General features: G+C 41.6%; 21 protein-coding genes, 7 tRNA genes and 1 rRNA gene. 23 read left to right on the forward strand and 6 right to left on the reverse strand.

Annotated features, from left to right (window positions below; translation table 11 throughout):
• The first annotated feature begins 31 nt into the window (after positions 1-31).
• From rrf to NSU13_RS01000, 5 genes are all read left to right on the forward strand, one after another.
• Positions 32-147: ribosomal RNA gene (gene rrf / locus NSU13_RS00980) — 5S ribosomal RNA — on the forward strand.
• Positions 148-189: 42 nt separating this feature from the next.
• Positions 190-264: transfer RNA gene (locus NSU13_RS00985), tRNA-Asn, on the forward strand.
• Between the two features lies 1 nt (position 265).
• Positions 266-338 (forward strand) — tRNA-Thr (locus NSU13_RS00990).
• Positions 339-693: 355 nt separating this feature from the next.
• Positions 694-2133 (forward strand): SulP family inorganic anion transporter, encoded by a 1440-nt coding sequence (locus NSU13_RS00995; RefSeq protein WP_211043974.1) that lies wholly within the window; start codon positions 694-696, stop codon positions 2131-2133.
• A gap of 62 nt (positions 2134-2195) precedes the next feature.
• Positions 2196-3161 carry a bile acid:sodium symporter family protein gene (locus tag NSU13_RS01000; protein ID WP_231293943.1) on the forward strand — a complete coding sequence of 322 codons (966 nt, stop codon included), beginning with the start codon at positions 2196-2198 and terminating at the stop codon, positions 3159-3161.
• Between the two features lie 42 nt (positions 3162-3203).
• On the opposite strand, the gene NSU13_RS01005 is transcribed toward NSU13_RS01000, so the two are convergent.
• Genes NSU13_RS01005 through murQ form a run of 6 tightly spaced genes read right to left on the reverse strand, consistent with a single transcriptional unit; the run spans position 3204 to position 10933 of the window.
• Positions 3204-4448 carry a DUF1343 domain-containing protein gene (locus tag NSU13_RS01005; RefSeq protein ID WP_211043972.1) on the reverse strand — a complete coding sequence of 415 codons (1245 nt, stop codon included), beginning with the start codon at positions 4446-4448 and terminating at the stop codon, positions 3204-3206.
• 11 nt (positions 4449-4459) lie between these two features.
• The gene (locus NSU13_RS01010; protein ID WP_046313584.1) at positions 4460-6379 is read right to left on the reverse strand and encodes a glycoside hydrolase family 3 protein; all 1920 of its coding nucleotides are present in this window, start codon (positions 6377-6379) and stop codon (positions 4460-4462) included.
• 13 nt (positions 6380-6392) lie between these two features.
• Positions 6393-7748 carry a penicillin binding protein PBP4B gene (pbp4b, locus tag NSU13_RS01015; RefSeq protein WP_065215426.1) on the reverse strand — a complete coding sequence of 452 codons (1356 nt, stop codon included), beginning with the start codon at positions 7746-7748 and terminating at the stop codon, positions 6393-6395.
• A 13-nt stretch (positions 7749-7761) separates the two neighbouring features.
• Positions 7762-9141 carry a PTS transporter subunit EIIC gene (locus NSU13_RS01020; RefSeq protein WP_041115368.1) on the reverse strand — a complete coding sequence of 460 codons (1380 nt, stop codon included), beginning with the start codon at positions 9139-9141 and terminating at the stop codon, positions 7762-7764.
• Positions 9138-10007 carry a MurR/RpiR family transcriptional regulator gene (locus NSU13_RS01025; RefSeq protein ID WP_327825411.1) on the reverse strand — a complete coding sequence of 290 codons (870 nt, stop codon included), beginning with the start codon at positions 10005-10007 and terminating at the stop codon, positions 9138-9140. The genes NSU13_RS01020 and NSU13_RS01025 overlap by 4 nt, the downstream gene beginning before the upstream one ends.
• 14 nt (positions 10008-10021) lie before the next feature.
• Positions 10022-10933, reverse strand: coding sequence for an N-acetylmuramic acid 6-phosphate etherase (gene murQ, locus NSU13_RS01030; RefSeq protein ID WP_041115366.1), 912 nt, complete (start codon positions 10931-10933; stop codon positions 10022-10024).
• Positions 10934-11153: 220 nt separating this feature from the next.
• On the opposite strand from murQ, the gene NSU13_RS01035 reads away from it, so the two are divergent.
• The 18 genes from NSU13_RS01035 to NSU13_RS01120 all read left to right on the forward strand — a co-directional run bounded on the left by NSU13_RS01035 (position 11154) and on the right by NSU13_RS01120 (position 25567).
• Positions 11154-11228: transfer RNA gene (locus NSU13_RS01035), tRNA-Glu, on the forward strand.
• 6 nt (positions 11229-11234) lie between these two features.
• Positions 11235-11310 (forward strand) — tRNA-Val (locus tag NSU13_RS01040).
• 3 nt (positions 11311-11313) lie between these two features.
• Positions 11314-11386, forward strand: a tRNA-Thr gene (locus NSU13_RS01045).
• 28 nt (positions 11387-11414) lie between these two features.
• Positions 11415-11499, forward strand: a tRNA-Tyr gene (locus tag NSU13_RS01050).
• A 4-nt stretch (positions 11500-11503) separates the two neighbouring features.
• Positions 11504-11575 (forward strand) — tRNA-Gln (locus NSU13_RS01055).
• 136 nt (positions 11576-11711) lie between these two features.
• Positions 11712-12623, forward strand: a complete 912-nt coding sequence (gene rocF / locus NSU13_RS01060) for an arginase (RefSeq protein ID WP_024424450.1) — start codon at positions 11712-11714, stop codon at positions 12621-12623.
• A 183-nt stretch (positions 12624-12806) separates the two neighbouring features.
• Positions 12807-13370 carry an RNA polymerase sigma factor SigW gene (gene sigW, locus NSU13_RS01065; RefSeq protein ID WP_024424449.1) on the forward strand — a complete coding sequence of 188 codons (564 nt, stop codon included), beginning with the start codon at positions 12807-12809 and terminating at the stop codon, positions 13368-13370.
• A 14-nt stretch (positions 13371-13384) separates the two neighbouring features.
• Entirely contained in the window at positions 13385-14011 is a 627-nt protein-coding gene (gene rsiW, locus NSU13_RS01070; protein ID WP_024424448.1) for an anti-sigma-W factor RsiW, read from the forward strand.
• A 217-nt stretch (positions 14012-14228) separates the two neighbouring features.
• Positions 14229-15050, forward strand: coding sequence for a diadenylate cyclase CdaA (cdaA, locus tag NSU13_RS01075; protein ID WP_008344027.1), 822 nt, complete (start codon positions 14229-14231; stop codon positions 15048-15050).
• Positions 15043-16470 carry a YbbR-like domain-containing protein gene (locus NSU13_RS01080; protein WP_061110477.1) on the forward strand — a complete coding sequence of 476 codons (1428 nt, stop codon included), beginning with the start codon at positions 15043-15045 and terminating at the stop codon, positions 16468-16470. The genes cdaA and NSU13_RS01080 overlap by 8 nt, the downstream gene beginning before the upstream one ends.
• 25 nt (positions 16471-16495) lie before the next feature.
• The gene (glmM, locus tag NSU13_RS01085; protein WP_034284242.1) at positions 16496-17842 is read left to right on the forward strand and encodes a phosphoglucosamine mutase; all 1347 of its coding nucleotides are present in this window, start codon (positions 16496-16498) and stop codon (positions 17840-17842) included.
• 575 nt (positions 17843-18417) lie between these two features.
• The gene (gene glmS / locus NSU13_RS01090; RefSeq protein WP_326136118.1) at positions 18418-20220 is read left to right on the forward strand and encodes a glutamine--fructose-6-phosphate transaminase (isomerizing); all 1803 of its coding nucleotides are present in this window, start codon (positions 18418-18420) and stop codon (positions 20218-20220) included.
• Between the two features lie 112 nt (positions 20221-20332).
• Positions 20333-22057, forward strand: coding sequence for an AAA family ATPase (locus tag NSU13_RS01095; protein WP_342489754.1), 1725 nt, complete (start codon positions 20333-20335; stop codon positions 22055-22057).
• A gap of 36 nt (positions 22058-22093) precedes the next feature.
• Positions 22094-22945: a DNA adenine methylase gene (locus NSU13_RS01100; RefSeq protein ID WP_342489755.1), complete on the forward strand. Its 852-nt coding sequence runs from the start codon at positions 22094-22096 to the stop codon at positions 22943-22945.
• Between the two features lie 223 nt (positions 22946-23168).
• Positions 23169-23360: a PLD nuclease N-terminal domain-containing protein gene (locus NSU13_RS01105; protein WP_342489756.1), complete on the forward strand. Its 192-nt coding sequence runs from the start codon at positions 23169-23171 to the stop codon at positions 23358-23360.
• Between the two features lie 14 nt (positions 23361-23374).
• Positions 23375-24292 (forward strand): ABC transporter ATP-binding protein, encoded by a 918-nt coding sequence (locus NSU13_RS01110; RefSeq protein WP_326133436.1) that lies wholly within the window; start codon positions 23375-23377, stop codon positions 24290-24292.
• A complete protein-coding gene (locus NSU13_RS01115; RefSeq protein ID WP_326133469.1) occupies positions 24289-25053 on the forward strand; it encodes an ABC transporter permease in 765 nt (254 codons plus the stop codon). Before NSU13_RS01110 ends, NSU13_RS01115 begins: the two co-directional genes overlap by 4 nt.
• A gap of 115 nt (positions 25054-25168) precedes the next feature.
• Complete coding sequence (locus NSU13_RS01120) at positions 25169-25567, forward strand: RidA family protein (RefSeq protein WP_075622216.1); 399 nt, start codon at positions 25169-25171, stop codon at positions 25565-25567.
• Positions 25568-25620 lie beyond the last annotated feature (53 nt).

A 25620-nucleotide genomic window follows, 5' to 3' on the forward strand; every position in this document is an offset into this window, starting at 1 on the left:
CTAGTTTTGAGAGAACATTCTCTCCATCAGGTTTGGTGGCGATAGCGAAGAGGTCACACCCGTTCCCATACCGAACACGGAAGTTAAGCTCTTCAGCGCCGATGGTAGTTGGGGGTTTCCCCCTGTGAGAGTAGGACGCCGCCAAGCTTTTTATTTATATCCTTCCAATGGAAGAAGTTACTTTATCATTCCGCAGTAGCTCAGTGGTAGAGCTATCGGCTGTTAACCGATCGGTCGTAGGTTCGAGTCCTACCTGCGGAGCCATGCTTCCATAGCTCAGTAGGTAGAGCACTTCCATGGTAAGGAAGAGGTCAGCGGTTCGAGCCCGCTTGGAAGCTTTCCTCTATATGTTGATATGACAAGGTTTCTCGATGATGAGAAGGCTTTTTTTGTTTGTTTACATATATATTGAACTGCTCGATGATCAATAGACTGATGACTTTAGGAAAGCGAATAAAACGGCTTGCACAGCATTGTTGCATCGCTTTTTTACTTATCTCCTTCTTTTTGTTCTTGATTCTTCAGTCTCTTTCTTTTATTCTTACTAAAGTGATATCCTCTATATCAAAAGACTCTGTACGTTCCTCTTTTCCCCCGAAAGTGAAGTATCGTTTGTTTTTCCTTTCTTCATCTCCAGGTATAGTTGATCTTCTTTTTCCATGTACGGAATGTATATAAAAAGGAGTAGATGGTTTGAAAGATTTATTTGCAAAGCAAGAATGGTTTGGACATGTACGTCAGGACGTTCTTGCGGGTATATTAGTCGCACTGGCTTTAATTCCTGAAGCTATTGCGTTTTCGATTATTGCGGGCGTTGATCCGAAAGTCGGGTTGTATGCATCGTTTTGTATTGCGATTGTGATTTCGTTTGTTGGTGGACGCCCAGGCATGATTTCGGCTGCAACAGGGGCTATGGCTCTCGTCATGGTTCACTTGGTTGCTGATCATGGGTTGCAATATTTGTTTGCAGCTACGATTTTGACGGGTTTGATTCAAATTGTGTTCGGATTGTGCCGAGTATCTCGTTTGATGAAATTTATTCCGAGGTCCGTCATGGTTGGCTTTGTCAATGCGTTGGCTATTATGATCTTCATGGCTCAGCTTCCACATTTCGTTGGGGAATCATTAGCCATGTATATGATGACAGGTGGTGCCCTGCTGATCATTTATTTATTGCCTATGGTGATAAAGGTGATACCTTCCCCACTCATTGCCATTATTGTAATGACGATATTGGCTGTATTTGGACATATTGATGTTAGAACAGTTGGAGATATGGGAGAGCTTCCTAGTTCTTTGCCTGTTTTTCTGATTCCTCAAGTTCCGTTTAGCTGGGAAACACTTGCTATCATTTTTCCTTATTCTTTAGCACTTGCGATGGTTGGTTTACTTGAGTCTCTTTTAACCGCACAGATTGTCGATGATATGACAGAGACGTCTAGTAATAAGAACAAGGAAGCGAGAGGTCAAGGGATTGCCAATGTGGTTGCGGGATTCTTTGGCGGTATGGCTGGTTGTGCGATGATTGGCCAATCTGTGATTAATACGAAGGCAGGAGGACGAGGCCGGCTTTCTACCTTTGTAGCGGGTGCTTTTTTAATGGTGCTGATTTTTGTACTAGGTGATGTCGTGGTTCAAATTCCGATGGCTGCTCTTGTGGCTGTGATGTTCATGGTTTCCATTGGCACATTTGATTGGAGTTCCTTTCAGCAGCTAAAAAAGAATCCGAAAACAGATTCTATTGTGATGGTTGTCACGGTCGTGACGGTGGTGTTGACTCATGATTTATCAAAAGGCGTTTTTGCAGGTGTACTGCTTAGTGCGGTATTCTTTGTCGCAAAGATATCGAAGCTTCATATTACGTCTAAAGAAAGCCAGGCAGGTACTTGGGAATATCGAGTTAAAGGACAAATTTTCTTTGCTTCTGTCACTGACTTGATCCAAGCTTTCCATCAGGGGAAAGAACTCCAATCTGTTGTGATTGATTTGTCTGAAGCACGTATATGGGATGAATCAGGTGTATCAGCGATAGAACGTATAAAGGAAAGGTATCAAGCAAATGGCGTCCAGGTGGACGTAGTTGGAATGGATACATCAAGTCAAAAGCTTATGAAACAGGTGAGTGGTTCTTAAAAAGGCCTTTCTGTCTGTTACAATAGAAAAGGCAAGAAAGTGAAGGGATGGAGGTGGCCGGCATGCTTGTGCGTTTGAATCAAGTACTCGGCCGGATGATGCCGCTCATTACACCTTTTAGTGTGTTACTCGGTGTTTTATTGGCGGCCTATTTAAAGGATTTTACGTTTTTAGTGCCATGGGTATTTGCTGTTATGACCTTTGCAGGGAGTTTGTCTTCTACTTTTTCGGCTTTAAAGCATACAGTGATGCACCCATTGCCTTTGATTTTATCGTTTATGATTTTGCACGTGTTGATGCCTCTTTATGCTTGGTCAGCGGGACATCTCATATTTGCGGGTGATGCTATGACGATCACCGGTTTGACACTTGCAATGGTGATTCCCACAGGAGTTTCTAGTTTAATATGGGCGGCAATGTATAAGGGGAATGTTGGGTTAACGTTATCCATTATTTTAATTGATACATTGCTTTCGCCATTGATTGTGCCAGCCAGTTTGTCACTTTTGGCCGGTACACAGGTTCATATGGACATGGCCGCGATCATGAAAGGGCTGTTTGGGATGGTGGTGCTTCCATCTATTTTAGGGATGCTCGTTCGTCAATATGCAAAGCCTGCTGTGACAAAAATGATTAGTCAGACACTGTCACCTTTTTCAAAAATAGGCTTGTTTGTAGTGGTGTCGATTAACAGTTCTGTTGTTGCGCCATACTTGCGTGAACTGGATGCCGCATTTTTTAGCAAGGCAGCGACTGTGTTTCTCATTGCGATGAGCGGATATGCGTTTGCATGGTTGATTGGAAAGACGATGAAATGTACTCAAGGAGAGATTGTGGCCATCGTGTATACGGGCGGTATGAGAAACATTAGTGCGGGGGCTGTGCTTGCCATTAGCTTTTTCCCGCCTGCTGTCGCTGTTCCTGTGGTGATTGGCATGCTGTTTCAGCAAGTGCTTGCTGCCTTGTTTGGTTTCTTACTCAATCGTTTTGAGCTGAAAGCACCTGCTGTGACCAAATCTTTCTCATGAAAAAACCTCCATCCTTTGATAGATGGAGGTTTTTTTGTGATCTTAATAGATGAGATATTTTTTTCGTTTCTTTTCGAATGTTTTGAGGTCGTGATGATAGCGTTTCATCATATGTTTGACGGAAGTTCCTTTATTGATTTCTTCTTTCATCCAGCCATTCCCGATGAGTTTATCAAAGCTGCCTGTTTGAAGGAACTCAAAGTCATTAGGGTATAAATCATGTATTGCTTTGATAATGGATAACCCCGTTTTCACCGCTTCGAAGGATGAGCGGTCTGTGACGTATAACTGCACACCATGAGATAGTGTACCGGCATGTTTAGAAAATGTGGGGGTGAATGACACAGGTCTAAATTGAACGCCTTTTAGTTTTAGCTTATTTAAATGATCTGCCAGCTCGCTGCTATTGATATATGGTGCACCAATGAGCTCGAATGGTTTTGTCGTTCCTCTGCCTTCAGAGACATTTGTGCCTTCAATTAATCCTGTGGCAGGATATACAAAGGTACTATCCACTGTTGGCATGTTAGGAGAAGGAAGGACGAACGGCAGCTTTGTATCATCGAATGTCATGGACCGCTTCCAATTTTTCATTTTGATGACTGTTACATCAGCATTGATATGAAACTCTTTGTTAAACAGTTTTGCAAGCTCACCAGTAGTCATTCCATGTCTTAATGGGATGGGATAGAGCCCTACAAATGAGGCGTGTTCAGGCTCTAAAACAGGTCCTTCTACTTTTAGTCCGCCAATGGGATTTGGGCGGTCTAGGACAACAAAGGGAATGTTGTTTTCTTTAGCGGCTTCCATCGCATAGGCCATCGTGTAAATATAGGTGTAATAACGAGTACCAACGTCTTGAATATCAAACAGCAGGACATCTACATTTTTCAGCATTTCAGGAGTTGGTTTTCTTGTTTTTCCATAAAGAGAGTAAACAGGAAGCCCTGTTTTTTCATCGGTATAGGATTCGACGCCTTCTCCTGCTTGTGCATCGCCGCGTACGCCGTGTTCAGGTCCATATAAAGCAGTGAGCTTGATATTTGGATGTTCAAAAAGGAGATCGACACTGCTTTTCATATTTGCATCGATGCCAGTCGGGTTTGTAATGAGACCAACTCTTTTCCCTTTTAGCCATGAAAGATTGCTTGAGAGTAGTGTTTCGATCCCTGTTTTGACTGATGCTTTTTTCCCTTTTGTGACTGTTCGTTCTTCTGCGGGAGAGGCAGCGGTCAATGTGCTCATCATGAGAAAGCTTGCGAGTATGAAACTGACTGTTTTCTTCAAGAGAATCCCTCCTATTTGATCTGTTTCCCTTTCAAGTTGAGGCCATAGCCGAATGGGTAAAGGGTTTGATTTGGATGAGTGACAGATGGGATATCAACTGGCAGTTTCCCTTTAGGTGATGCAGCTCCAAATATCACTTCTAGTCCAGCAGGAATATTTGGCTGATTGAATTGTCCGTTTGAGTAGCCTTTAAAACCGTACACAGCTAGTAAGGCATCGGCTTCTTCAAAATTTGCCGCATCATAAGGATTTCTAAGACTCATGATGACCATTTTTTTGTTTTGTGCTGCTGCTTCTTTCATGACAGCACGAGGAAAGGCGGTTGCCCATTTTTTCGGATCCTGGACATTGTCATCAATTACGCCATCATTCACTGCTGGATCATTTTGGACAACGTAAGAGCCAGTGATGACATAGTCAGCTTCTTGAATCAGTTTGGCTGTATCTTTGGTGAACGTTTTATCCGCAAAAGCATATGACTGGATGCTTACAGGCTTGATCTTTTTTTGTTTCATGAGAGATTCGACTGTGACAGACATTGCTTTTGTCTGATCTTCGTAAGGTGCCATGACCACGATTTTGTCATTCTTTTTAGGCTTGAAAGGTAAGGTTTTTTTGTTGTTTTTAAGCAGGGTGATCCCTTCACGTGCCATTTTTTGTTCTGCTTTAAGGTGCGACTTTTTCCCAACGACTTGAGTGGCTTTTTTGATTTTTTTCTCAAGATTGATTGGTTTTTTGGAGGAAATAATGCCGCGTTTGATTTTCAATTGAAGAATTTTTTCGACAGATTCGTTGATCTGCGACATCGGAATCTCTTTCTTTAAAATCGCTTGTTTGACAGCATTGAATACATTCTCTAGGTTTTTCTCTGTTTTTAATGAGGTGACTGGTGCTGGCATGAGAGCGATGTCGACGCCTGCTTTAATGGCCATCACGACGGCTTCTTCCTGTCCGAAATTATCTGCAATCGCTTTCATATTTAGAGCGTCTGTCACAACAACACCTTGAAAGCCCATCTCTTCTTTTAATAAGTGTGTGATGACTTTTTTTGATAAGGTTGCTGGAACCATGATGTCCTCGCCATCTTTTTTGCTTCGATACGTTGTGTCATCAATGGCAGGAAATTGCACATGAGCGGTCATGACCATATCTGCACCAGCATTGATCGCTTGTTGGAACGGATACAGCTCAACCTTTTTTAAACGATCTAGGTCATGCTCTACGAGCGGCAAGCCGTAGTGACTATCGACGGCTGTATCACCATGTCCCGGGAAATGTTTTAGTGTGGAAATGGTCTTTTCCTTTTGAAGTCCTTTCATGGTTTGAAGGCCAAGTCTAGAGACAAGAGCAGGATCAGAGCTAAAGGAACGAACACCAATGACGGGGTTGTTTGGGTTATTATTCACATCAAGCACAGGAGAGAAGTTTGTATTGATGCCTAAGGCGTTTAATTCTTTTCCGATGATTTTTCCTGTGTCATATGCATTTTTTTTGCTTCTAGAGGCACCAATCGACATATTTCCTGGGAAATGTGTTCCCTTTTGTAACCTTGTGACGATTCCGCCTTCTTGATCAATGGAAATGAGTAAAGGAATGTTTGGTGATGCTTTTTGAAATTCATGGGTTAGTTTCACGGTTTGTTTTGTATCAACGACATTCTCGGCAAATAAGATGACACCGCCTAGATGATATTTTTCTACTAGGTGAGATACTTCGTTATTCATCTTTGTGAAGCCTGTAGGTGCGGATTCATCTTTTGTTTGCCAATTGCGAAAGTCCGGCATGAGCATTTGACCTATCTTTTCATCCAGTGACATGTCTTGAACCATTTGTTTAGCGGTTGGCAGAGAGGCAGAGCTAACCTTTTCCGTTGGAATGGAAGAGGTTAGCAGGGCTAAAACCAGTGCAGCGGGGAAGAGAGCTTTCAACATCGAATTCCTCCTTTTACTGAAAAGATTCGTAGATTGCGGTCATGATGCTTCCATAAGTACCAGTTGGGAACAGGTCACCTTCAAATTGATTAGGATTTGTTTCTGGTGAAACAACGGGTGAATGTTTCTTATTCGTCAGCAACACGACACCTAAATTGTGTTTAGGATCAATCAACGTCATGGTGCCGGTCCAGCCAGTATGCCCATAGGCTTCGTTACTTGCATATTTTCCAAACATCCATTCCATGTCAGTATGACCGTTTTTCCGCCAGCCTAGCCCGTAAGTTGGGTTCGTATCAGATGAGGCTGTAAAGAGATCGATAGAAGCCTGATCAAAGATGGTTGTTTTTCCATAGCCTCCTTTATTAAGCATCAGCTGAAGCAGCACGGCCATGTCTGAGGTATTCGAGAAAAGTCCAGCGTGGCCGGAGATACCTGCCATTGAGTAATATGCTTTCTCGTCGTGTACTTCACCTAGCAGGGTGTACCGTCGGATGTTTTCAAAATCGATGACACCGTCTCGTGAATTGCCTAAACGTTCAGTTGCTGCAAAATGCTTCGGCTTGAACCCTTTTTGCAGTGGATTGAACATTGTATGTTTGAGACCTAGCGGCCGATAAATCGTTGACTCGACATATTGATCAAGAGGCATGCCTGTTTTCTTCTCGATGATCATGCCTAGCAGCATGTAATCAATGTCACTATAAATGTGCTGAGTACCTGGCTTGTATTGCAGCGGTACCTTTGGCAGCCATTTCATCGTTGTTTTTCTGTCTTGAGAATAAAAAGAGCCAGCTGATTCTTTGCTATAAAATAAAACACTGGAAGGGAGACCCGCAGAATGGGTGAGAAGATCTTTTACCCTGAGCTGGTCTTTACCGGTTACTTTTGCATCAGGTTCATCCTGAAAATCTGGAAGGATGGTCTGTATTTTTTCGTTGACATCAAGTTTTTTCTCGTAGACAAGCTTTTGCAGGGCATAGTTGGTCGCATACATTTTTGTATTGGATGCCAAATCGAATAGTGTATCCTTTTTCATTTTTTTATACGATTTGAGCTCTGTTGTGCCATCGTATTTTTGCCGATAGCCATAGGCTTTTTGATGGACGATCTTTCCGTCCTTGATAATGATGAGAGCGGCTCCTGGAAATCCTGCTTTGATGTCATTTTGAATCATTTGATCAACCTTCCTCAGCTGCCTGGAAGAAAAACCTACTTGTTCCGGTCGTTTTGCTTTTTTTAAAACGGGATATTCTTCAGGTGCTGTTTTAGACAAAGACGATACAGGATGGGAGCTAGTTGCAAATGTTTGTACTGGTAACCCAAGGAGCATGAGCAGACATGTGATCAAAAGAAAACATTTCTTCAAGGTCTAAACCTCCTTATTGATTGTGATCCTCGAATTCAACAGCCATATCATCATGAAATCCAAATAAGTATGTGAAGAAAAATCCAGCAACATATGCGATAAATAGTCCAATTAAGTAAAGAAGCATTTGATGTGTGTGAACAATAAAGGTTAATGGAAGACCGGATACCCCGATGGCTTTCGTCGCAATTTGGAAGTAGGCTTGAAATGCGCCGCCGATTCCTGCACCAAGACAAGCGGTGAGAAATGGTCGTCCCAGCGGGAGTGTGACACCGAAAATGAGTGGTTCGCCAATCCCCAGCATCCCTGAAGGAAGTCCGCCAGCGATGGCTCTTTTGAGCTTTTTCTTTTTTGTTTTCATATAAATGGCGAATGCAGCGCCGACCTGTCCTGCACCGCCCATAGCGAGAATTGGCAGAAGCGGGTCATCTCCAATTGAATTGATGAGTTCCATATGAATTGGTGTCAGCCCTTGGTGAAGTCCTGTTACAACAAGTGGGAGGAAGGTAGCACCAAGAACAAATCCTGCGAAAATTCCGCCCATATTCAATAGATAAGTCAGTCCTGAGGTGATGGCATCAGATATAAATCCGCCGACTGGCATGAAGACAACGTACGTGAAAATGCCTGTAATGAGCAGTGTGATGGTTGGTGTGACGATGATATCAAGTGATTGCGGGACGAAGCGTCTAATTCGGGTTTCCACAAGTGCCATAAAGATGGCGGCTAGAAGAACACCGATGAGTCCGCCTCTGCCTGGTAGAATATTTGTGCCAAATAACATAATGTCTGCGGAGGCTGGGTTAATAATGAGGATACCAGCTAATGCGCCTAATGCAGGAGAGCCTCCAAATTCCTTTGCGGCATTTGTTCCGACTAATATCCCGAGATAAGCGAAAAGTCCAGAACCGATAACCGTTAAAATAATCGCAGCTTGAGATTTTTCGTCAAGCCAGCCTGCTTGCACAATTGCTTTTGTTATTCCGGTAATCAGACCTGAGGCAACTAGTGCCGGAATAATTGGAATGAAAATGCTGGCAATCCGACGTAAGAACAGCTTGAACGGTGTGCGGTTCTTTTGTGAAATGGCTTGCTTGTTTTTTTGTGCTTCGTTGTTTAAATCATAAGAGCCAGAGGCATTTAGCAGCTCTTCAAACGCACTTGATACTTGGTTGACAACGCCAGTGCCTAAAATGATTTGAAGCGTTTCTGCTTCGACGACGCCAATGACGCCATCGAGTTCTTTGATTGCTGTGATGTGAACTTTTTCATTGTCGATCGGTGTAATTCGGAGCCTTGTCATACAATGTGTATGGGAAGAGATATTTTCAGAACCACCACAGAGTGAAAGAATATCTTTCGCCAACTGCTGATATTTCTTTTGATGACTCATGTTGAATCCCCCTTTGATTTTCGTTTCATGGAGCGGATGGCATGCCTTGTCTTGTCAATATATTGCGCTGTCTCTTCATATTGACGAGAAGCTAAACTGAGGAACAAGACATCAATTAAGTAGAGCTGTGCCATTCTAGAGGAAGTGGCAGCACTGCGAAAAGGTGCTTCATTGGAACCGGACGTCGATAGGTGAACATCACATAAAGCAGAAACGCTTGTATGACCTGGATGTGTTAAAGCAATGGTTTTCACTTGGTTGTCTTTTGCAAGCTGAAGGGCTTGAATGATGTCTAACGTTTCTCCTGAAAAGGAGATACCAAACATAATGTCATTCTCTCCCGCATTTGCAATGACCGTAGATGCAATGTGCATGTCAGTGAAGGCTGTCGCTGCATAGTTAATTCTGAGAAATTTCTGCTGGGCATCAGCTGCGACGATGCCAGATGCACCAACTCCGATAAAATGAATTTGATTTGCATGCAGCAGTAATTGAACAGCCTTTTCTAAAGCTTCTGGATTTAAAATAGAAGCGGTGTCCTTGATCGATTGAATTGAGTTTCCTGCTGTTTTTTGAATAATGGATTGAAGCGGTTCATCTTGTTCGATATCTCTGTAGCCTTGTTTATCGTCATGCATCAAGTCTCCAGCGATCCGCATTTTTAAATCGTGATAGCCATCCAGCCCGAGAGATTTACAAAGACGGATGACTGCAGAGCTGCTTGCGCCGGCTGCCTGACTGATTTCGTGTACTGTGCTTTTAATGACTTTGTCAGGATGGGCAAGGATATAGTCTGCAATGATTTTTTCAGATTGGGGAAGCTTTGATTTGATTGTGTGTAGTAGGGTAAGTCCACCTGCTGACATGAGCTCTGCCTCCTTTAGGATTGATAACGTGAGATCGCTTTGTCAATATGGCCATTCGTTTTGTTGAGTAAATCTTTGGCTGTTTTCTTGTCTGTGTTTGTTTGGAGCATGACGATGGCCGTTTTGACTTCTAAGTCTGCTGCTTCAAGAGTCTTCACGGCTTGTTCGTAGGAAGCGTTGGTCACATGTTGAATGATGGTGATGGCGCGTTCTTTTAATTTATGATTGCTGACTTTTACATCAACCATCAGGTTTTCATATACTTTGCCTTGTCTAATCATGACAGACGTGGAAAGCATATTTAAAATCATTTTATGAGCGGATGCTGCTTTCATTCTTGTTGACCCAGTGATGGCTTCTGGTCCTACAATGACCTCAATGGCGCAATCTGCAAGCTCGCTAATTTCTGCTTGTTCATTGCAGCTGAGTGCTACTGTTTTAGCTCCAATCGACTTTGCATAGTTTAAAGCGCCGATGATATAAGGTGTCCTGCCGCTTGCGGCAATACCGACGACTGTATCTTTTGATGTCAGGTGGATGTGTACTAAATCCTGTTTGCCGGCTTCTTCACTGTCTTCCACATCTTCGGCAGCTTGAGAAAAAGCTGAGTCTCCGCCTGCCATGATGCCAACAATGACATCAGGTGAGACGCTATAGGTTGGGGGACATTCGACAGCATCCATTACGCCAATTCTGCCGCTTGTTCCGGCGCCTAAATAAATGAGTCTGCCTCCATTTGAGATGGATTCATAAGCAAAGTCACTTGCTGTTTTGACATGTGGAAGTACAAGGTTGACTGCTTGAGCGACCTTCATATCTTCTTCATTGATCATCTGGAGTATTTCAAGCGGATCTGCTTGAGAAATTCCCATTGTGTTGGGGTTTCTTGATTCTGTTGTCAAAGAACGCAGTTGAGATGGCTGCATGTGACATACCTCCTTATTTCTTCATTTTCAGTATATTGAGTATGATATGAAATTTCAATATTATATTTGAATATTGAAATTATATTTCAGTCAAATTGTTGAACGAATAGGGAGTAAATAGTTAGAAAATAAAAAAAATAAAAATCCCCTTTACAAAAGGGGGACAACCTGTATATAATAACTTTTGTCAGCTTCACGGAAACAACAAACTTGACAAACTGGCCCGTTGGTCAAGCGGTTAAGACACCGCCCTTTCACGGCGGTAACACGGGTTCGAATCCCGTACGGGTCACCATGATGTGGAGGATTAGCTCAGCTGGGAGAGCATCTGCCTTACAAGCAGAGGGTCGGCGGTTCGAGCCCGTCATCCTCCACCATATGCCGGTGTAGCTCAACTGGTAGAGCAACTGACTTGTAATCAGTAGGTTGGGGGTTCAAGTCCTCTTGCCGGCACTGTTTTTTCTTTATCAATTCCATATGTGGAGGGGTAGCGAAGTGGCTAAACGCGGCGGACTGTAAATCCGCTCCCTCCGGGTTCGGCGGTTCGAATCCGTCCCCCTCCACCATTTTTGGGCTATAGCCAAGCGGTAAGGCAACGGACTTTGACTCCGTCATGCGTTGGTTCGAATCCAGCTAGCCCAGTTAAGACACCTTTTTGAAAAAGGTGTTTTTTTTTATGTTGGCAGAGGGACTGTATAACTATTCAAAATGTTGTCGAGTTGAGTCAGAAGGCATCAAGAAAGTAAAATATAAGCATGAACGGAAAGGGGATGTACATATGGGAGAGCAAAAGAAGGTCACGATTATTGGAGTTCCAATGGACTTGGGTCAAACAAGAAGGGGCGTCGATATGGGCCCGAGTGCGATTCGTTGTGCAGGCGTAAAAGAAAAATTGGAAACGCTCTCATTTGATGTGGAGGATCTTGGAGATATTCCAGTTGAACAAAGAGATGATGAGAAAGGTTTATATACAAGTGAAAAGCTGAAAAATTTGACGGAGAATGCTGGTGCAAATCAACTGCTTGCTGAGAAGGTTGACAGTATTGTGCAATCTGGTTCGTTTCCGCTCATTTTAGGCGGTGATCACAGCATTGCGATTGGCACACTTGCTGGGGTAGCCAAGCATTATGAAAACTTAGGTGTCATTTGGTATGATGCACACGGGGATTTGAATACGGAGGAAACCTCTCCTTCTGGAAATATTCATGGCATGCCGCTTGCTGTCAGTCTCGGTTTTGGGCATGCAGATTTAACGAACATTGGTGGTTATTCGCCTAAATTGAAGCCTGAAAATGTCGTTATAATTGGTGCTCGATCCTTAGATGAAGGAGAGCGGGCATTGATTCGGGAAAAAGGTATTAAAGTGTATACGATGCATGAAATTGATCGTTTAGGGATGACAAGGGTGATGGAGGAAGCCATTGCCTATCTAAAGGAAAGAACAGATGGTGTCCATCTATCACTTGATTTAGACGGGCTAGATCCAGCGGAATGCCCTGGTGTAGGTACTCCGGTAGCAGGCGGCATTAGTTACCGGGAGAGTCATCTCGCAATGGAGCTTTTAGAGGAGGCGGGTATTTTAACGTCTGCTGAATTTGTGGAAGTAAATCCGGTTTTAGATGAGAAAAACAAAACAGCAGAAGCGGCTGTTGCGTTAATTGGATCGTTAATGGGTGAAAAGCTATTGTAGAGCGGGACTTGTTCCCGTTCTTTTTTGTTTTGGGAAAATTTAAGGATATGTTAAGGTTTTTACCGGTTGATAAGCGTAACACACTGTCAAAAATTTGTTACACTATTTTTTAGAGGAGAATGAAACCTTTTGGAAAGAGGTTCGTATACATAAAGACCGGTGAAGGCAGAGGTTGAATATACTATGGACACAATGATTAAAAAGAGAATTAAGCAAGTGAAAAAAGGCGACCAGAACGCATTTGCAGACATCGTAGACCTGTATAAAGACAAAATTTATCAGCTGTGCTACCGTATGCTTGGGAATGCACACGAAGCGGAGGATATTGCGCAGGAGGCGTTTATTCGAGCCTATGTGAATATCGAAAGCTTTGATGTGAATCGTAAGTTTTCCACGTGGCTGTACCGCATTGCAACCAACCTGACCATCGACCGTATTCGCAAAAAAAAGCCGGATTATTATTTAGATGCAGAGGTGGCAGGAACAGAAGGATTAAATATGTATTCTCAAATTGCTGCTGATGGCATTTTGCCAGAAGATGAGGTGGTATCTCTTGAATTATCGAGTACCATTCAGCAAAAAATTCTAAGGTTACCCGACAAATATCGTTCGGTCATCGTATTAAAGTATATTGATGAACTCTCGTTAAAAGAAATTAGTGAGATTCTGAATATACCAGTTGGTACGGTGAAAACGAGAATACACAGGGGTAGAGAGGCTCTCCGGAAACAGTTGAGAGACCTTTGAGTGAGGTGATTTTGATGAGCTGTCAAGATAGAATCGTCCAGCTTATGCATCAGTATTTAGACGGGGACATTGAGCCCCAAGACGAAAAAGAATTAAAAAGCCATCTGCAATCGTGTGAGGAGTGCCGTACTCATTTTCAACAAATTGAGAAATCCATCGCGCTAGTGCAGAGTACATCTCATATAGAAGCACCATCTGATTTCACTGCAAAGGTGATGGCAGGTCTTCCAAAGGAGAAAAAGCGTGTGTCGGTTCAAAGATGGATCAAAGCTCACCCGCTGATGGTAGCCGCTGCCCTCTTTCTCATTTTGATGGGAGGCAGTCTGTTTACGAGCTGGAATACCGATCATAATTTCAGTGTGTCAAAGCAGCCGAATCTCGTCGTTGAAAATGATACAGTGACCGTACCTAAAGGGGAAACCGTAAAGGGTGATGTCACTGTCAAAAATGGCAAGCTGATTGTAGAAGGCAAGGTTGATGGAAATGTCACCGTCGTCAATGGGGAACAGTTGACTGCTTCTGCCGGACAAGTCACTGGTCAAATTAATGAAATTAATGAAGTATTTGATTGGATCTGGTACAAAATGAAATCAACAGCACAAAACGTAATGCGGGTCATTGGGCCAGAGGAGCAAAAGTAACTCAATCGGCTTAAAGAGCAGTCTCTAAGGGGGCTGCTCTTTTTCTATACATTGCTGAGATTCAAGCATACTAGCAAGTCAGCCAGATATGGCAACTATTTTCCTTGCTGAAACAAAATGTGGTATAATAGCCACGCTATGTATTGATACATAGGCTCTTTTTTTATTAAAAAATGCATCAAACGAAGAATAACTGAAAATTCTGGAGGACGAGGAAATGGCTTTAGGGGATATTCCTTTTTTGCAGTACCTCGGTAATGCTGTTGATATTCTCGTTGTTTGGTATGTGATATATAAATTAATGATGGTCATCCGCGGAACAAAAGCGGTTCAGCTTTTAAAGGGAATTGTGGTCATTGTTCTCGTCAGGATGGGAAGTGCGTATCTCGGTCTTAACACACTTCAATGGCTGATGGATCAAGCGATTACGTGGGGATTCCTTGCGATCATTATTATTTTTCAGCCAGAGCTAAGGAGAGCGCTTGAGCAGCTTGGGCGCGGCCGTTTCTTCTCAAGAAGCGGGACACCTGTAGAGGAACAGCAGCAGAAAACGATCGAGGCAATTACAAAAGCAATTAACTATATGGCGAAACGCAGAATCGGCGCACTGCTGACAATTGAGCGCGATACCGGAATGAATGATTACATAGAGACAGGAATTCCTTTGAATGCAAAGGTGAGTTCAGAGCTGCTCATTAATATTTTCATTCCGAATACACCGCTTCATGACGGTGCTGTCATTATGAAGCGGGATGAGATTGCAGCTGCAGCTTGCTATTTACCGCTGTCAGAAAGCCCTTTTATCTCTAAGGAGCTGGGGACGCGTCATAGGGCTGCAGTCGGAATTAGTGAAGTGACAGACAGCTTAACTGTCATCGTTTCTGAGGAAACTGGCGGTATTTCTGTCGCAAGGAATGGTGATCTCCACCGAGAATTGACAGAAGAAGCGCTTGAAGAAATGCTGATTGCTGAATTTAGTAAGAACAGCAAAGATGCTTCCTCGACCAAATGGTATTGGAGGGGCAAGAAAAATGGATAAGATTTTGAATAATCGCTGGGCCGTTAAGCTTCTTGCATTGGTCTTCGCTTTATTGCTGTATGGTGCAGTCAATTCAGCGCAAGCGCCCACGCCGAAAAAAATCGGTGAATCCTTTTTCCCAACATCGACGACAGATGAAGCAACTTTAACCGACATTCCTGTTAAAGCGTATTATGATGACGAGAAGTACGTCGTCACTGGTGTGCCGCAGACAGTCAATGTCACGATTAAAGGATCAACTAGTGCTGTGAAAACAGCAAGACAAACAAAGAATTTTGAAATTTACGCAGACATGCAGAACTTATCGACAGGTACACATAAAGTGGAGCTGAAGGCAAGAGATGTATCGAAGGGACTCACACTATCGATTAATCCATCTGTGACGACTGTGACGATACAAGAAAAAACGACAGCTGAATTTCCTGTTGAAACCGAGTTTTATAATCAAAATAAAATCAAAGACGGCTATTCACCTGAACAGCCCATTGTGAATCCGAAAAAGGTCACAGTTACTGGATCAAAGGACGTCATCGACAAAATTTCTGTCATTAAAGCTTTTGTAAACTTAGAGGATGTCGATCAGCAAATTGAAAAAGAAGCGAAGCTCACTGTGTATGATAGCAGCGGGAATGAGCTGCCAGTTGAAGTAAGTCCGTCCGTGGTGGATATTACGGTCCCAATCTCAAGCCCGAGCAAAAAGGTTCCTTTTAAAATTGAGCGGACGGGCAGCTTGCCAGAAGGGATCAGCATCTCAAGCATTGAGACAAGCCCGAGTGAGGTCACAGTGTACGGCTCTCAAAAGGTGCTGGATGCACTTGATTTTATTGATGGCGTCAAGCTGGACTTAAGCAAGATCAAAGATGATACGGAGATTGATGCCGAAATTCCCCTGCCAGATGGTGTGAAAAAGGTATCACCCGAAACCGTTAAGATCAAAGTGAAGGTTGCAACAGCTGAAGAAAAAAAGATCGATAATGTACCGATTTCTGTCGTGGGTTTGAGCAAGGATCTCACATCTGATTTTGTGAGCCCCTCTTCTGGACGGCTCACGTTAACAGCAAAGGGATCAAAGAGTGCGATTGATAAACTAAAGGCTTCAGATGTTGAAGCCTATATCAATGCAGGGGACTTGAACGAAGGAACCCATGAGGTCAAAGTTCAAGTGAATGGTCCTCAAAATGTGACTTGGACATTATCGAGATCAAAGGTCAAAGTGAAACTCACTTCTACTGAAACAGAGGATCAGCCGGCTTCGACGAATGATCGGAAGAATCAAAAAGATCAACAAGATCCATCAACTGATGACGATGATCAGGGTGAGAAGAGTAAAGAAGAATCCACGCAAGATAAAGCAAAGAAAGAATCGAGTCAAAGACAGCGGGTCAAAGAAGATAAAAAAGAGGACGAAGCGTCCTCTTGAATGGTAAAAAAGGAGCGATTGAAACATGGGCAAGTACTTTGGAACTGATGGTGTAAGGGGTGTAGCGAATAGCGAATTAACGCCAGAGCTCGCATTTAAAGTTGGGAGATTTGGCGGCTATGTGCTCACGAAGGATAAAGAACGTCCAAAGGTACTCGTTGGTCGAGACACACGTGTATCTGGTCATATGTTAGAAGGAGCGCTTGTTGCAGGCTTACTTTCAATTGGAGCCGAAGTGATGCGTCTAGGTGTGATCTCAACACCTGGTGTGTCTTATTTAACGAAGGCAATGGATGCTGAAGCGGGTGTCATGATTTCTGCTTCACACAATCCAGTTCAAGACAACGGCATTAAATTCTTTGGCGGTGACGGCTTTAAGCTGTCAGATGAACAGGAAAACGAAATTGAGCAGCTGATGGATCAGCCAGTCGATCAATTACCACGCCCAGTTGGAGCCGATCTTGGAACGGTGAACGACTACTTTGAAGGCGGTCAGAAATACCTGCAATTCTTAAAGCAGACAGCGGACGAGGATTTTACAGGTATTCACGTGGCGCTTGACTGTGCACACGGTGCAACCTCTTCTCTAGCGACACATTTATTTGCAGATTTAGATGCTGATGTGTCCACAATGGGAACATCTCCAAACGGATTGAATATCAATGATGGTGTAGGTTCCACTCATCCAGAGGCACTTTCTGCTTTTGTGAAGGAGAAGGGTGCAGATATTGGTCTTGCGTTTGATGGTGACGGTGACCGTTTAATTGCAGTCGATGAAAAAGGTGATATCGTAGACGGCGATCAAATTATGTACATATGTGCACGTTATTTGAAGGATGAAGGCCGGTTAAAGGATGACACCGTCGTGTCAACGGTCATGAGTAACCTTGGTTTCTATAAAGCGCTTGAGAAGCAAGGCATTAAGAGCATTCAAACAGCTGTTGGGGACCGCTATGTGGTCGAAGCGATGAAAAAAGACGGCTATAATGTCGGCGGTGAGCAGTCAGGTCATTTGATTTTCCTTGATTATAATACGACAGGTGATGGCATGCTTTCTGCGATCATGCTTGTGAATACGCTCAAAGCGACAGGAAAAACATTATCAGAGCTTGCAGCGGAAATGGAAAAGTTCCCGCAGCTTTTAGTGAATGTGAAAGTGTCTGATAAATATAAAGTAGAAGAAAATGAAAAAGTAAAAGCGGTGATCCAAGAGGTCGAAAAAGAGATGAATGGTGACGGCCGCATTCTTGTTCGTCCATCTGGAACAGAGCCGCTTGTACGTGTCATGGCAGAGGCGAAAACAAAAGAGCTGTGTAATGAATATGTGGCTCGAATTACAGCTGTTGTGAAAGAAGAAATGGGTATTGAGTAATAGATGAAAGCAAATCGCTAACAGCGGTTTGCTTTTTTTTCGAATAAGCGACATAAATGGATGGATTTGTACGAATCTTATAAGCGAGGGCAATTTGCCGCTGTCTTCATACATAGGAGAGCACATCAAAGGTAGAACGAGACAAGCCTCATCGCATATAGTGTATGGAGGTCTCACTTTCTCAAATGAAGGGGATTACCCGCACATTGTGATTGACGGAGGTCAGACCTTATAGTACAATCATCCTTGTGTTACTGGATTTTTATTCTATCAGGAAAGGCAGGGTAGATGTTCAGAAACTCTCTTATAATTATAGCGCCCGAACTAAGCGATCGGACGAAAGATGCTTAGTTGACGAGGATGGAGGTTATCGAATTTTCGGCGGATGCCTCCCGGCTGATCAAAAAAAGAGATCACAGCCGTAAGTGTTTCTTTAAAGCAAAGAGGTGACTCTTTGTACAAAGGGAATACACATGATCTCCCAAATTAAACATGTAGAGAGGGACGAAGAAATGTCCCTTCTATTTTAGTAGGCTTTCTTTGTCCCTTTCACATGATCGGGAGGAAGAAAATTTATGTGTGGAATCGTAGGTTATATTGGTCAGAATGATGCGAAGGAAATCTTACTAAAAGGTTTAGAGAAGCTTGAGTACCGCGGGTATGATTCAGCAGGTATCGCTGTGGCAAACGAAGATGGCGTGCATGTGTTCAAAGAAAAAGGACGTATCGCTGAGCTTCGTGAAGTCGTGGATGCAAACGTGGCATCTTCAGCAGGAATCGGACATACACGCTGGGCAACTCACGGTGTACCAAGCCATCTAAATGCGCATCCGCATCAAAGTGTTTCTGGCCGTTTTACGCTTGTTCATAACGGTGTCATCGAGAACTATGTACAATTGACACGCGAATATTTACAAGACGTCACACTAAAAAGCGACACAGATACAGAGGTTGTTGTTCAAGTCATCGAACAATTTGTAAACAGAGGTCTTGATACAGAGGAAGCTTTCCGTCAAACGCTTCTTCAACTAAAAGGCTCTTACGCGATTGCCCTTTTCGATAACGAAAACAAAGAAACAATCTATGTGGCGAAAAACAAAAGCCCATTATTGGTTGGTTTCGGCGAAGATTTCAACGTTGTGGCTTCTGACGCAATGGCGATGCTTCAAGTAACAAACGAATATGCGGAATTAATGGATAAAGAAATGGTCATTGTCACAAAAGACGAGGTTATTATTAAAAACCTTGACGGTGATATCATGACACGCCCTTCTTATATCGCTGAGCTTGATGCAAGCGACATTGAGAAAGGCACATATCCTCACTACATGTTAAAAGAAACGGATGAACAGCCGCTTGTTATGCGTAAAATCATCCAAGAATATCAAGACGAAAACGGCAAGCTGTCAGTTGCTGGCGATATCGCAAGCGCAGTAGCAGAAGCAGACCGCATTTACATTGTGGCTTGCGGAACGAGCTACCATGCTGGACTTGTCGGTAAACAATACATTGAAGACTGGGCAAAAGTACCTGTAGAAGTCCATGTAGCAAGTGAATTCTCTTACAACATGCCGCTTCTATCGAAAAAGCCGTTGTTCATCTTCCTTTCTCAATCTGGAGAGACTGCCGACAGCCGTGCTGTACTTGTTCAAGTCAAAGAACTTGGTCATAAAGCATTAACGATCACAAACGTACCAGGATCTACGCTTTCTCGTGAAGCGGACTTCACATTGCTTCTTCATGCAGGACCTGAAATTGCAGTGGCTTCAACAAAAGCCTACACAGCACAAATCGCTGTACTTTCAATCCTTGCATCTGTTGCAGCTGAATTAAACGGTCAATCTCTTGACTTTGATCTTGTGAAAGAGCTTGGTATTGTAGCAAACGCAATGGAAGCCCTTGTGGATCAAAAGGATGAAATGGAACAAATCGCTCGTGATTTCTTCACAGTGACACGTAACGCATTCTTTATCGGAAGAGGACTTGACTACTATGTGTGCCTTGAAGGTTCACTGAAGCTAAAAGAGATCTCTTACATCCAAGCAGAAGGCTTTGCTGGCGGAGAACTCAAACACGGCACAATTGCTTTAATTGAAGAAGGCACACCGGTCATTGCCCTTGCAACACAAGAGCACGTGAACCTCAGCATTCGCGGTAACGTCAAAGAAGTCGTTGCACGCGGAGCAAACCCATGTGTCATCTCACTAAAAGGCCTAGAAGACGAAGGCGACCGTTTCGTCCTTCCAGCTGTACACCCAGCACTTGCACCACTTGCATCTGTTGTTCCATTACAGCTGATTGCTTACTACGCAGCCCTTCACCGCGGGTGTGATGTGGATAAACCACGTAACCTTGCGAAGAGTGTGACGGTGGAGTAGGGGATATCTTTGCACTAAAAAATAAAACTACCAAATTTTTAAACCTTCATTTACAATAATAAGTAATTGAAGGTTTTTTTATCTATTATTTTAGTTGAAGGAGATATTAGGAATGTATATAGACAATATTTACATTAATAAGTATCGTCGTTTTAAAGATACTGAGATTAAATTAGGTAAATATCTCACATGTTTAGCTGGTCATAATGCCGTAGGTAAATCTACATTGCTTGGACTACTGGGACATTGTGGAGAATATAAAAAAAGTGATGCAATTACGGTTTTTGGACAAAATTTCAGAGCTCATTTAAATGAAATAGTGAAGTTTTCTCCTGAATTTGATTTGTCAGGTAATAATCTATACGAAGTTCATTTTAAAGAATTGCCCGAAAGTATTAATGATTTCGATTTTACTGAAGAATTATCTTTTAGAGCGTATTGGGCTGAGAAGAAAAAAAGGTATAAGTTAGTACCAATGAAAACAGATAAAAGACAAACTGAAAAGAAAATAAAGTGGCCAACGTACTATTTGGGGTTAAGCCGTTTGTATCCTATTGGAGAGTCTAGTGAGGTAAATGAAATAAAAAACACAAAAAAACTAGATGAATCAGATAAGAGTTATTTATATAATCATTATAAAATGATCTTATCAAGTGAAGAAAAATACACAAATTTAACTTCTCTAAGTATATCAGAAGTGGATAAAAAGAAATCAATAGGAGTTTCTACTGAACATTATGACTACTTGACTAACTCTGCTGGACAAGATAATTTAGGACAAATTTTAATGAGTGTATTATCTTTTAGAAAATTAAAAGAAGAGGATGAAGAGAAATGGAATGGTGGATTGCTTTTAATAGATGAAATAGATGCTACTCTTCATCCAGCTGCACAAAATAAGTTAATAGACTTCTTATATAAAGAAGCAAAAACTATAGGTATTCAAGTGGTTTTTACAACTCATAGTTTAAGCCTACTGGAACATATAAATAAAAAAATTCAGCATAATAAAGTTGAAGTAAACAATAACATTGAACTGTGTTATTTAACAGTAGCTAATTCGATTCTCGAAATTCATAGAAATCCCAAAATGAGTGGAATATATTATGATTTGACCAACACATATCAAGGTTTAGAATCTAGTAAACAAATATTAATATATTCTGAGGATGAAGAGACACGTTGGTTCTTTAATAAAATAATGGAATATGCAGAAATAAAAGATATCTATAGATACAGTTTGATATCACCCTATTTAAAGATGTTAAAAACAAAAATCGGTTCAAATCAACTACTTACATTATTAACACAGGACTTTGATTATTTCAGTCAATGTATATTTTTATTAGATGGAGATGTTGATAGTAATGTTATAAATAATAAAATAAGGGAATTGCCTTTTGGATATAATGATCATGCCGAAAATAATCAAGTAATTGTTAAATTACCTTGTTCAGAGTCACCCGAAGCAATTTTATATGATTATATTGAAAAATTAGATGATGATACTAATATATTTAATGATTTCTTTCAGTATGGATACTCTAAACGTTCATTAGTAAATAACGGCCCAAAATCAGAAAAATATTCTCGTTTTAAAAAAGATAGAGAGAAATACAAAGAGTGGTTTAAAGATAATAAAATTATACTAGAAGTTATCATAGAGCATTGGATGAAAGACAATTTTAATATCGTTGTAGAATTCTTAATTCAATTTTCACGAACTTTTAATAATGCGGCTAAGAAAAACAATTTGTTAGTGACATCTAATGAGAGTAGACTTATAGAGTACAAAGAAAATAATCTTAATAAAAAAGGCGAAGAAATGCCTGTTTGACCTTAAAATGTAAGTTGTACTATAGGAAGTGAAAAAATGACAAATCCCTCCCCTTTAAGGTATCCGGGTGGAAAATTTAAGACATATAAATACGTAGAACAATTAATAGAGATTAATAATAGTAATATATATATAGAACCATTTGCAGGTGGGTCTGCAGTTTCTTTACAGTTGTTAATTAATAATAAAGTTAAACAAGTGTATTTAAATGACTATGATAGATCAATATATGCCTTTTGGTATTGTGTGTTGTATAAAAATCAAGAATTTATAGACTTAATAAGAGAAACACCTATTAGTATGGATAATTGGTTTAAACAAAAAGAGATACAAAAAAATAAGCATCAAGAATCTTTATTAAGCTTAGGCTTCTCTACATTCTTTTTAAATAGAACAAACAGGTCTGGTATTATAAAGGCAGGAGTTATAGGTGGCATAACTCAAAGCGGTAATTATAAACTTGATTGCAGATATTCTAAAGAAAAGCTTATAGAAAAAGTTAAAATTATAGGTGATAATAGAGACAAATTTAAAATATTTAATGTGGATGCAACAGAATTTATTAGCGATGTGATTGTCGATACAAAGGGCGCGTTTACTTTCTTCGACCCTCCTTATTATCAAAAGGGTCCAGGTCTTTATACAAATTTCTTTAAACATGAAGATCACTATAAATTATCTAAAGTAATTCAGGAAGCTTTAAACGATCAAAAGTGGATAGTTACTTATGATTATAATGAAGAAATAAAAAAGATGTATTCTTCATTATCATATAAAACTTATATATTGAATTATAGTGCTGACAGAAAGAGACAAGCATCGGAGTATATGTTTTTTTCTAATAAAACTAATATACCTGAATCAAAGGCGCTTAAATTTATTGATTGAGCCTATTTAAGCTCTGTAAGAAATTTGCAAAAAGAATTTTTTGTGTATGCTATCATCAGCATCTATAAACCAGTAAGCCCAGTGAACAACCTTCACTGGGCTTTTTTATATTTATAGACCATTCGACCAATAAAAATAAAATCCATTTGAACGAATTCATTCTCCATGTCGTCAAAAGAAGTGATACCAAAACAAATTGGCGTTTGAAAAGGGAGTGGCGTGGATGGATATGAAGATGATATTACCTCTTATTTTGCTGCAAGCGATTTTGATGGTGATTGGTTTGTTTGATTTGCTGAAAAGAGATCCATCGAGGGTCAGAGGAGAGGTGAAGTGGATTTGGGCTTTGGTGATTGTGTTTGTGGCAAGTGCCGGTCCTATTGCGTATTTGATTTTTGGTCGTAAACAATCTTAGTAGGGGGGATTCGTTTGAATATGTTGGAGTGTCACGGGCTGACGAAATCGTATGGACGGCATGAAGTGTTAAAAGAGGTTTCCTTTTCTGTTGGGGAGGTTGGATGTGTTGGTTTTTTAGGGGGCAATGGAGCGGGGAAGACAACGACGATTCGGATTCTGACGGGGCTTGCTCGTCCTACTTCTGGGGTCGTGAAGGTGGCTGGTTTGGATGTCGCAAAGGAGATGGACCAAATCAGTCATGTGATTGGGTATTGTCCGCAGCACCCTGCATTTTATCAGGATATGACGGGGCAGGAGTGGATGCATTGGGTTGGCGGGTTATTTCACTTAGAGAAAAAAATCATTCGCTCCAAAACAGAGGAGCTGTTGAAGCTTTGCCGGGTGTATGAGGCGAAGGATCGTGCCATTGGCAGCTATAGCGGAGGCATGAAGCAGAGGCTTGCCATTGCGCAGGCGCTTATCAACAGCCCGAAGGTTCTCATCTTGGATGAACCTGTGTCTGCACTTGATCCCATGGGGAGAAAAGACGTTCTGACATTGATTGAGCGTCTGAAACAAGAGATGTTGATCTTTATGTCGACCCATATTTTAGATGACATTGAACGTGTGGCAGATCATATTATCATGATCAACAGTGGCAAAATTGAGATGTCTTCTTCCATGAAACAGATCAAAGAAGACTATATCCAGCCAGTGATTGAATTTCAATTAGAACAACAGGATACGAAATTATTGGCTTTGTTAAAAGAGCGGGATTGGGTGGAGGAATGCTTTGAGACAGGAGATGCTTATCAGCTGCGAGTGAACGATCAACAAATAGCATTGAAGGAGCTGCCTCGTCTCATCACTGAATCTGGCGGTGTTCTCCTCCATTATCGACTATCTAAGCTGACGCTTGAAGATATTTTCATGAAGGTTGTGAATGCATAATGATGTTGAAAAAGGAATTTAGGGAGTTATTCACTAGTTATAAAATGTTGTTTGTGCCAATCATTTTTACGATTTTAATGATTACGCAGCCTATTACGCTCAAAATGCTGCCGGATCTTCTATCGAAATCAGCTAATTTACCTGAAGGGTCTACATTTTATATACCAGAGCCTAGTGCAGGAGAGGCTTTGGCGAGTGCATTGAGTAAATTTGATTCGCTAGGTGTGTTTATCCTGATTATGATCGTGATGGGGACGATCGCTGGAGAGCGTGCCTCTGGAGTGACGGCGATGATTATGGTGAAACCGATCAGTCGAACGAGTTATTATGTCTCGAAAATATGCGCCTATGCCTGTTTGACTTTGTTTAGTTTGGTGGTGGCGGTGCTTGCCTCTGTTTATTATGTGGACATTCAATTTGGGCATGTGAATTGGGTCAATGTGTTAAAAGGAACACTTCTTTATTATCCAAATTTATTGCTGATTGTGGTATCGACCATTTGTGCTTCGGCGTTCTTTCAACGTTCTGTCACAGCTGGCGGTGTGTCGCTTTTGATCAACCTTATTCTGTTTACCGTCCCTTCATTTTATGAAGAGACATTAGGGAAGTTTGCGCCTAAAGGCGTGACAAGTGCAGCCGAAGAGATGATTCATAAGGGGACTTATTCGGATCAGGTACTTACAAGTTTTTTAGGTGTATCGGTATTGATTGTTTTCTTTTTTCTCATCGGATGGTTTCTTTTTAGAAAACAAGAATTATAGCAGGCTGTTGCGATTGCTTCTTCAGGTTTACTATGAGCATAAAAATCTGAATAAGGTAGAAAGTTTGATATGATGATAAAAATTGACTGTTTTTTCAGAAAAGGGGTTTTTATTCATGAGAATATCACGTAATCCTGAGACCATTCACCCGCCAGTTGCACCATATACCCATCAAATAGAGACAACAGGGCCACAGCGGTGGTTAACCTTATCAGGTCAAGTGGGGATGGAGGTGGATGGAACAATTCCCGAGAGCCCGTTGGAGCAGCTCGAACTAGCATTAGAGAATGTGAAACGAAATGTAGAAGCGGCAGATATGGCCGTCGAAGATATAACGAAACTAGTTTTTTATCTCGTGGGAGAGTTCGATGCTGAGAGCAGGAAACGAATCATGGGGCAGTTTTTAGGCGATCATCTGCCTTGTATGACAATGATTTATGTGGTGGCATTGGCTTCTCCTGCTTTAAAGGTAGAGGTGGATGCTTGGGCGTGTCAGGAGATCGTTTTGGGTTAATAGATAAAAGATTGGGATACTGCAACCCAATCTTTTTTTATTTTGTACATAAT

Origin of the sequence: Bacillus sp. FSL M8-0049 (genome assembly GCF_038593355.1) — a bacterium.
GTDB classification, from domain to species: domain Bacteria; phylum Bacillota; class Bacilli; order Bacillales; family Bacillaceae; genus Bacillus; species Bacillus safensis.

What these genes read in the sequence shown, in the direction of transcription:
- NSU13_RS01010 (WP_046313584.1), bottom strand. Translation starts at nt 6,379, where the DNA reads ATGTTGAAAGCTCTCTTCCCCGCTGCACTGGTTTTAGCCCTGCTAACC.
- NSU13_RS01080 (WP_061110477.1), top strand. Translation starts at nt 15,043, where the DNA reads ATGGATAAGATTTTGAATAATCGCTGGGCCGTTAAGCTTCTTGCATTG.
- sigW (WP_024424449.1), top strand. Translation starts at nt 12,807, where the DNA reads ATGGACACAATGATTAAAAAGAGAATTAAGCAAGTGAAAAAAGGCGAC.
- glmS (WP_326136118.1), top strand. Translation starts at nt 18,418, where the DNA reads ATGTGTGGAATCGTAGGTTATATTGGTCAGAATGATGCGAAGGAAATC.
- glmM (WP_034284242.1), top strand. Translation starts at nt 16,496, where the DNA reads ATGGGCAAGTACTTTGGAACTGATGGTGTAAGGGGTGTAGCGAATAGC.
- NSU13_RS01095 (WP_342489754.1), top strand. Translation starts at nt 20,333, where the DNA reads ATGTATATAGACAATATTTACATTAATAAGTATCGTCGTTTTAAAGAT.
- NSU13_RS01105 (WP_342489756.1), top strand. Translation starts at nt 23,169, where the DNA reads ATGGATATGAAGATGATATTACCTCTTATTTTGCTGCAAGCGATTTTG.
- NSU13_RS01025 (WP_327825411.1), bottom strand. Translation starts at nt 10,007, where the DNA reads ATGTCAGCAGGTGGACTTACCCTACTACACACAATCAAATCAAAGCTT.
- NSU13_RS01120 (WP_075622216.1), top strand. Translation starts at nt 25,169, where the DNA reads ATGAGAATATCACGTAATCCTGAGACCATTCACCCGCCAGTTGCACCA.
- rocF (WP_024424450.1), top strand. Translation starts at nt 11,712, where the DNA reads ATGGGAGAGCAAAAGAAGGTCACGATTATTGGAGTTCCAATGGACTTG.
- NSU13_RS01100 (WP_342489755.1), top strand. Translation starts at nt 22,094, where the DNA reads ATGACAAATCCCTCCCCTTTAAGGTATCCGGGTGGAAAATTTAAGACA.
- NSU13_RS01020 (WP_041115368.1), bottom strand. Translation starts at nt 9,141, where the DNA reads ATGAGTCATCAAAAGAAATATCAGCAGTTGGCGAAAGATATTCTTTCA.
- rsiW (WP_024424448.1), top strand. Translation starts at nt 13,385, where the DNA reads ATGAGCTGTCAAGATAGAATCGTCCAGCTTATGCATCAGTATTTAGAC.
- cdaA (WP_008344027.1), top strand. Translation starts at nt 14,229, where the DNA reads ATGGCTTTAGGGGATATTCCTTTTTTGCAGTACCTCGGTAATGCTGTT.
- murQ (WP_041115366.1), bottom strand. Translation starts at nt 10,933, where the DNA reads ATGCAGCCATCTCAACTGCGTTCTTTGACAACAGAATCAAGAAACCCC.
- NSU13_RS01000 (WP_231293943.1), top strand. Translation starts at nt 2,196, where the DNA reads ATGCTTGTGCGTTTGAATCAAGTACTCGGCCGGATGATGCCGCTCATT.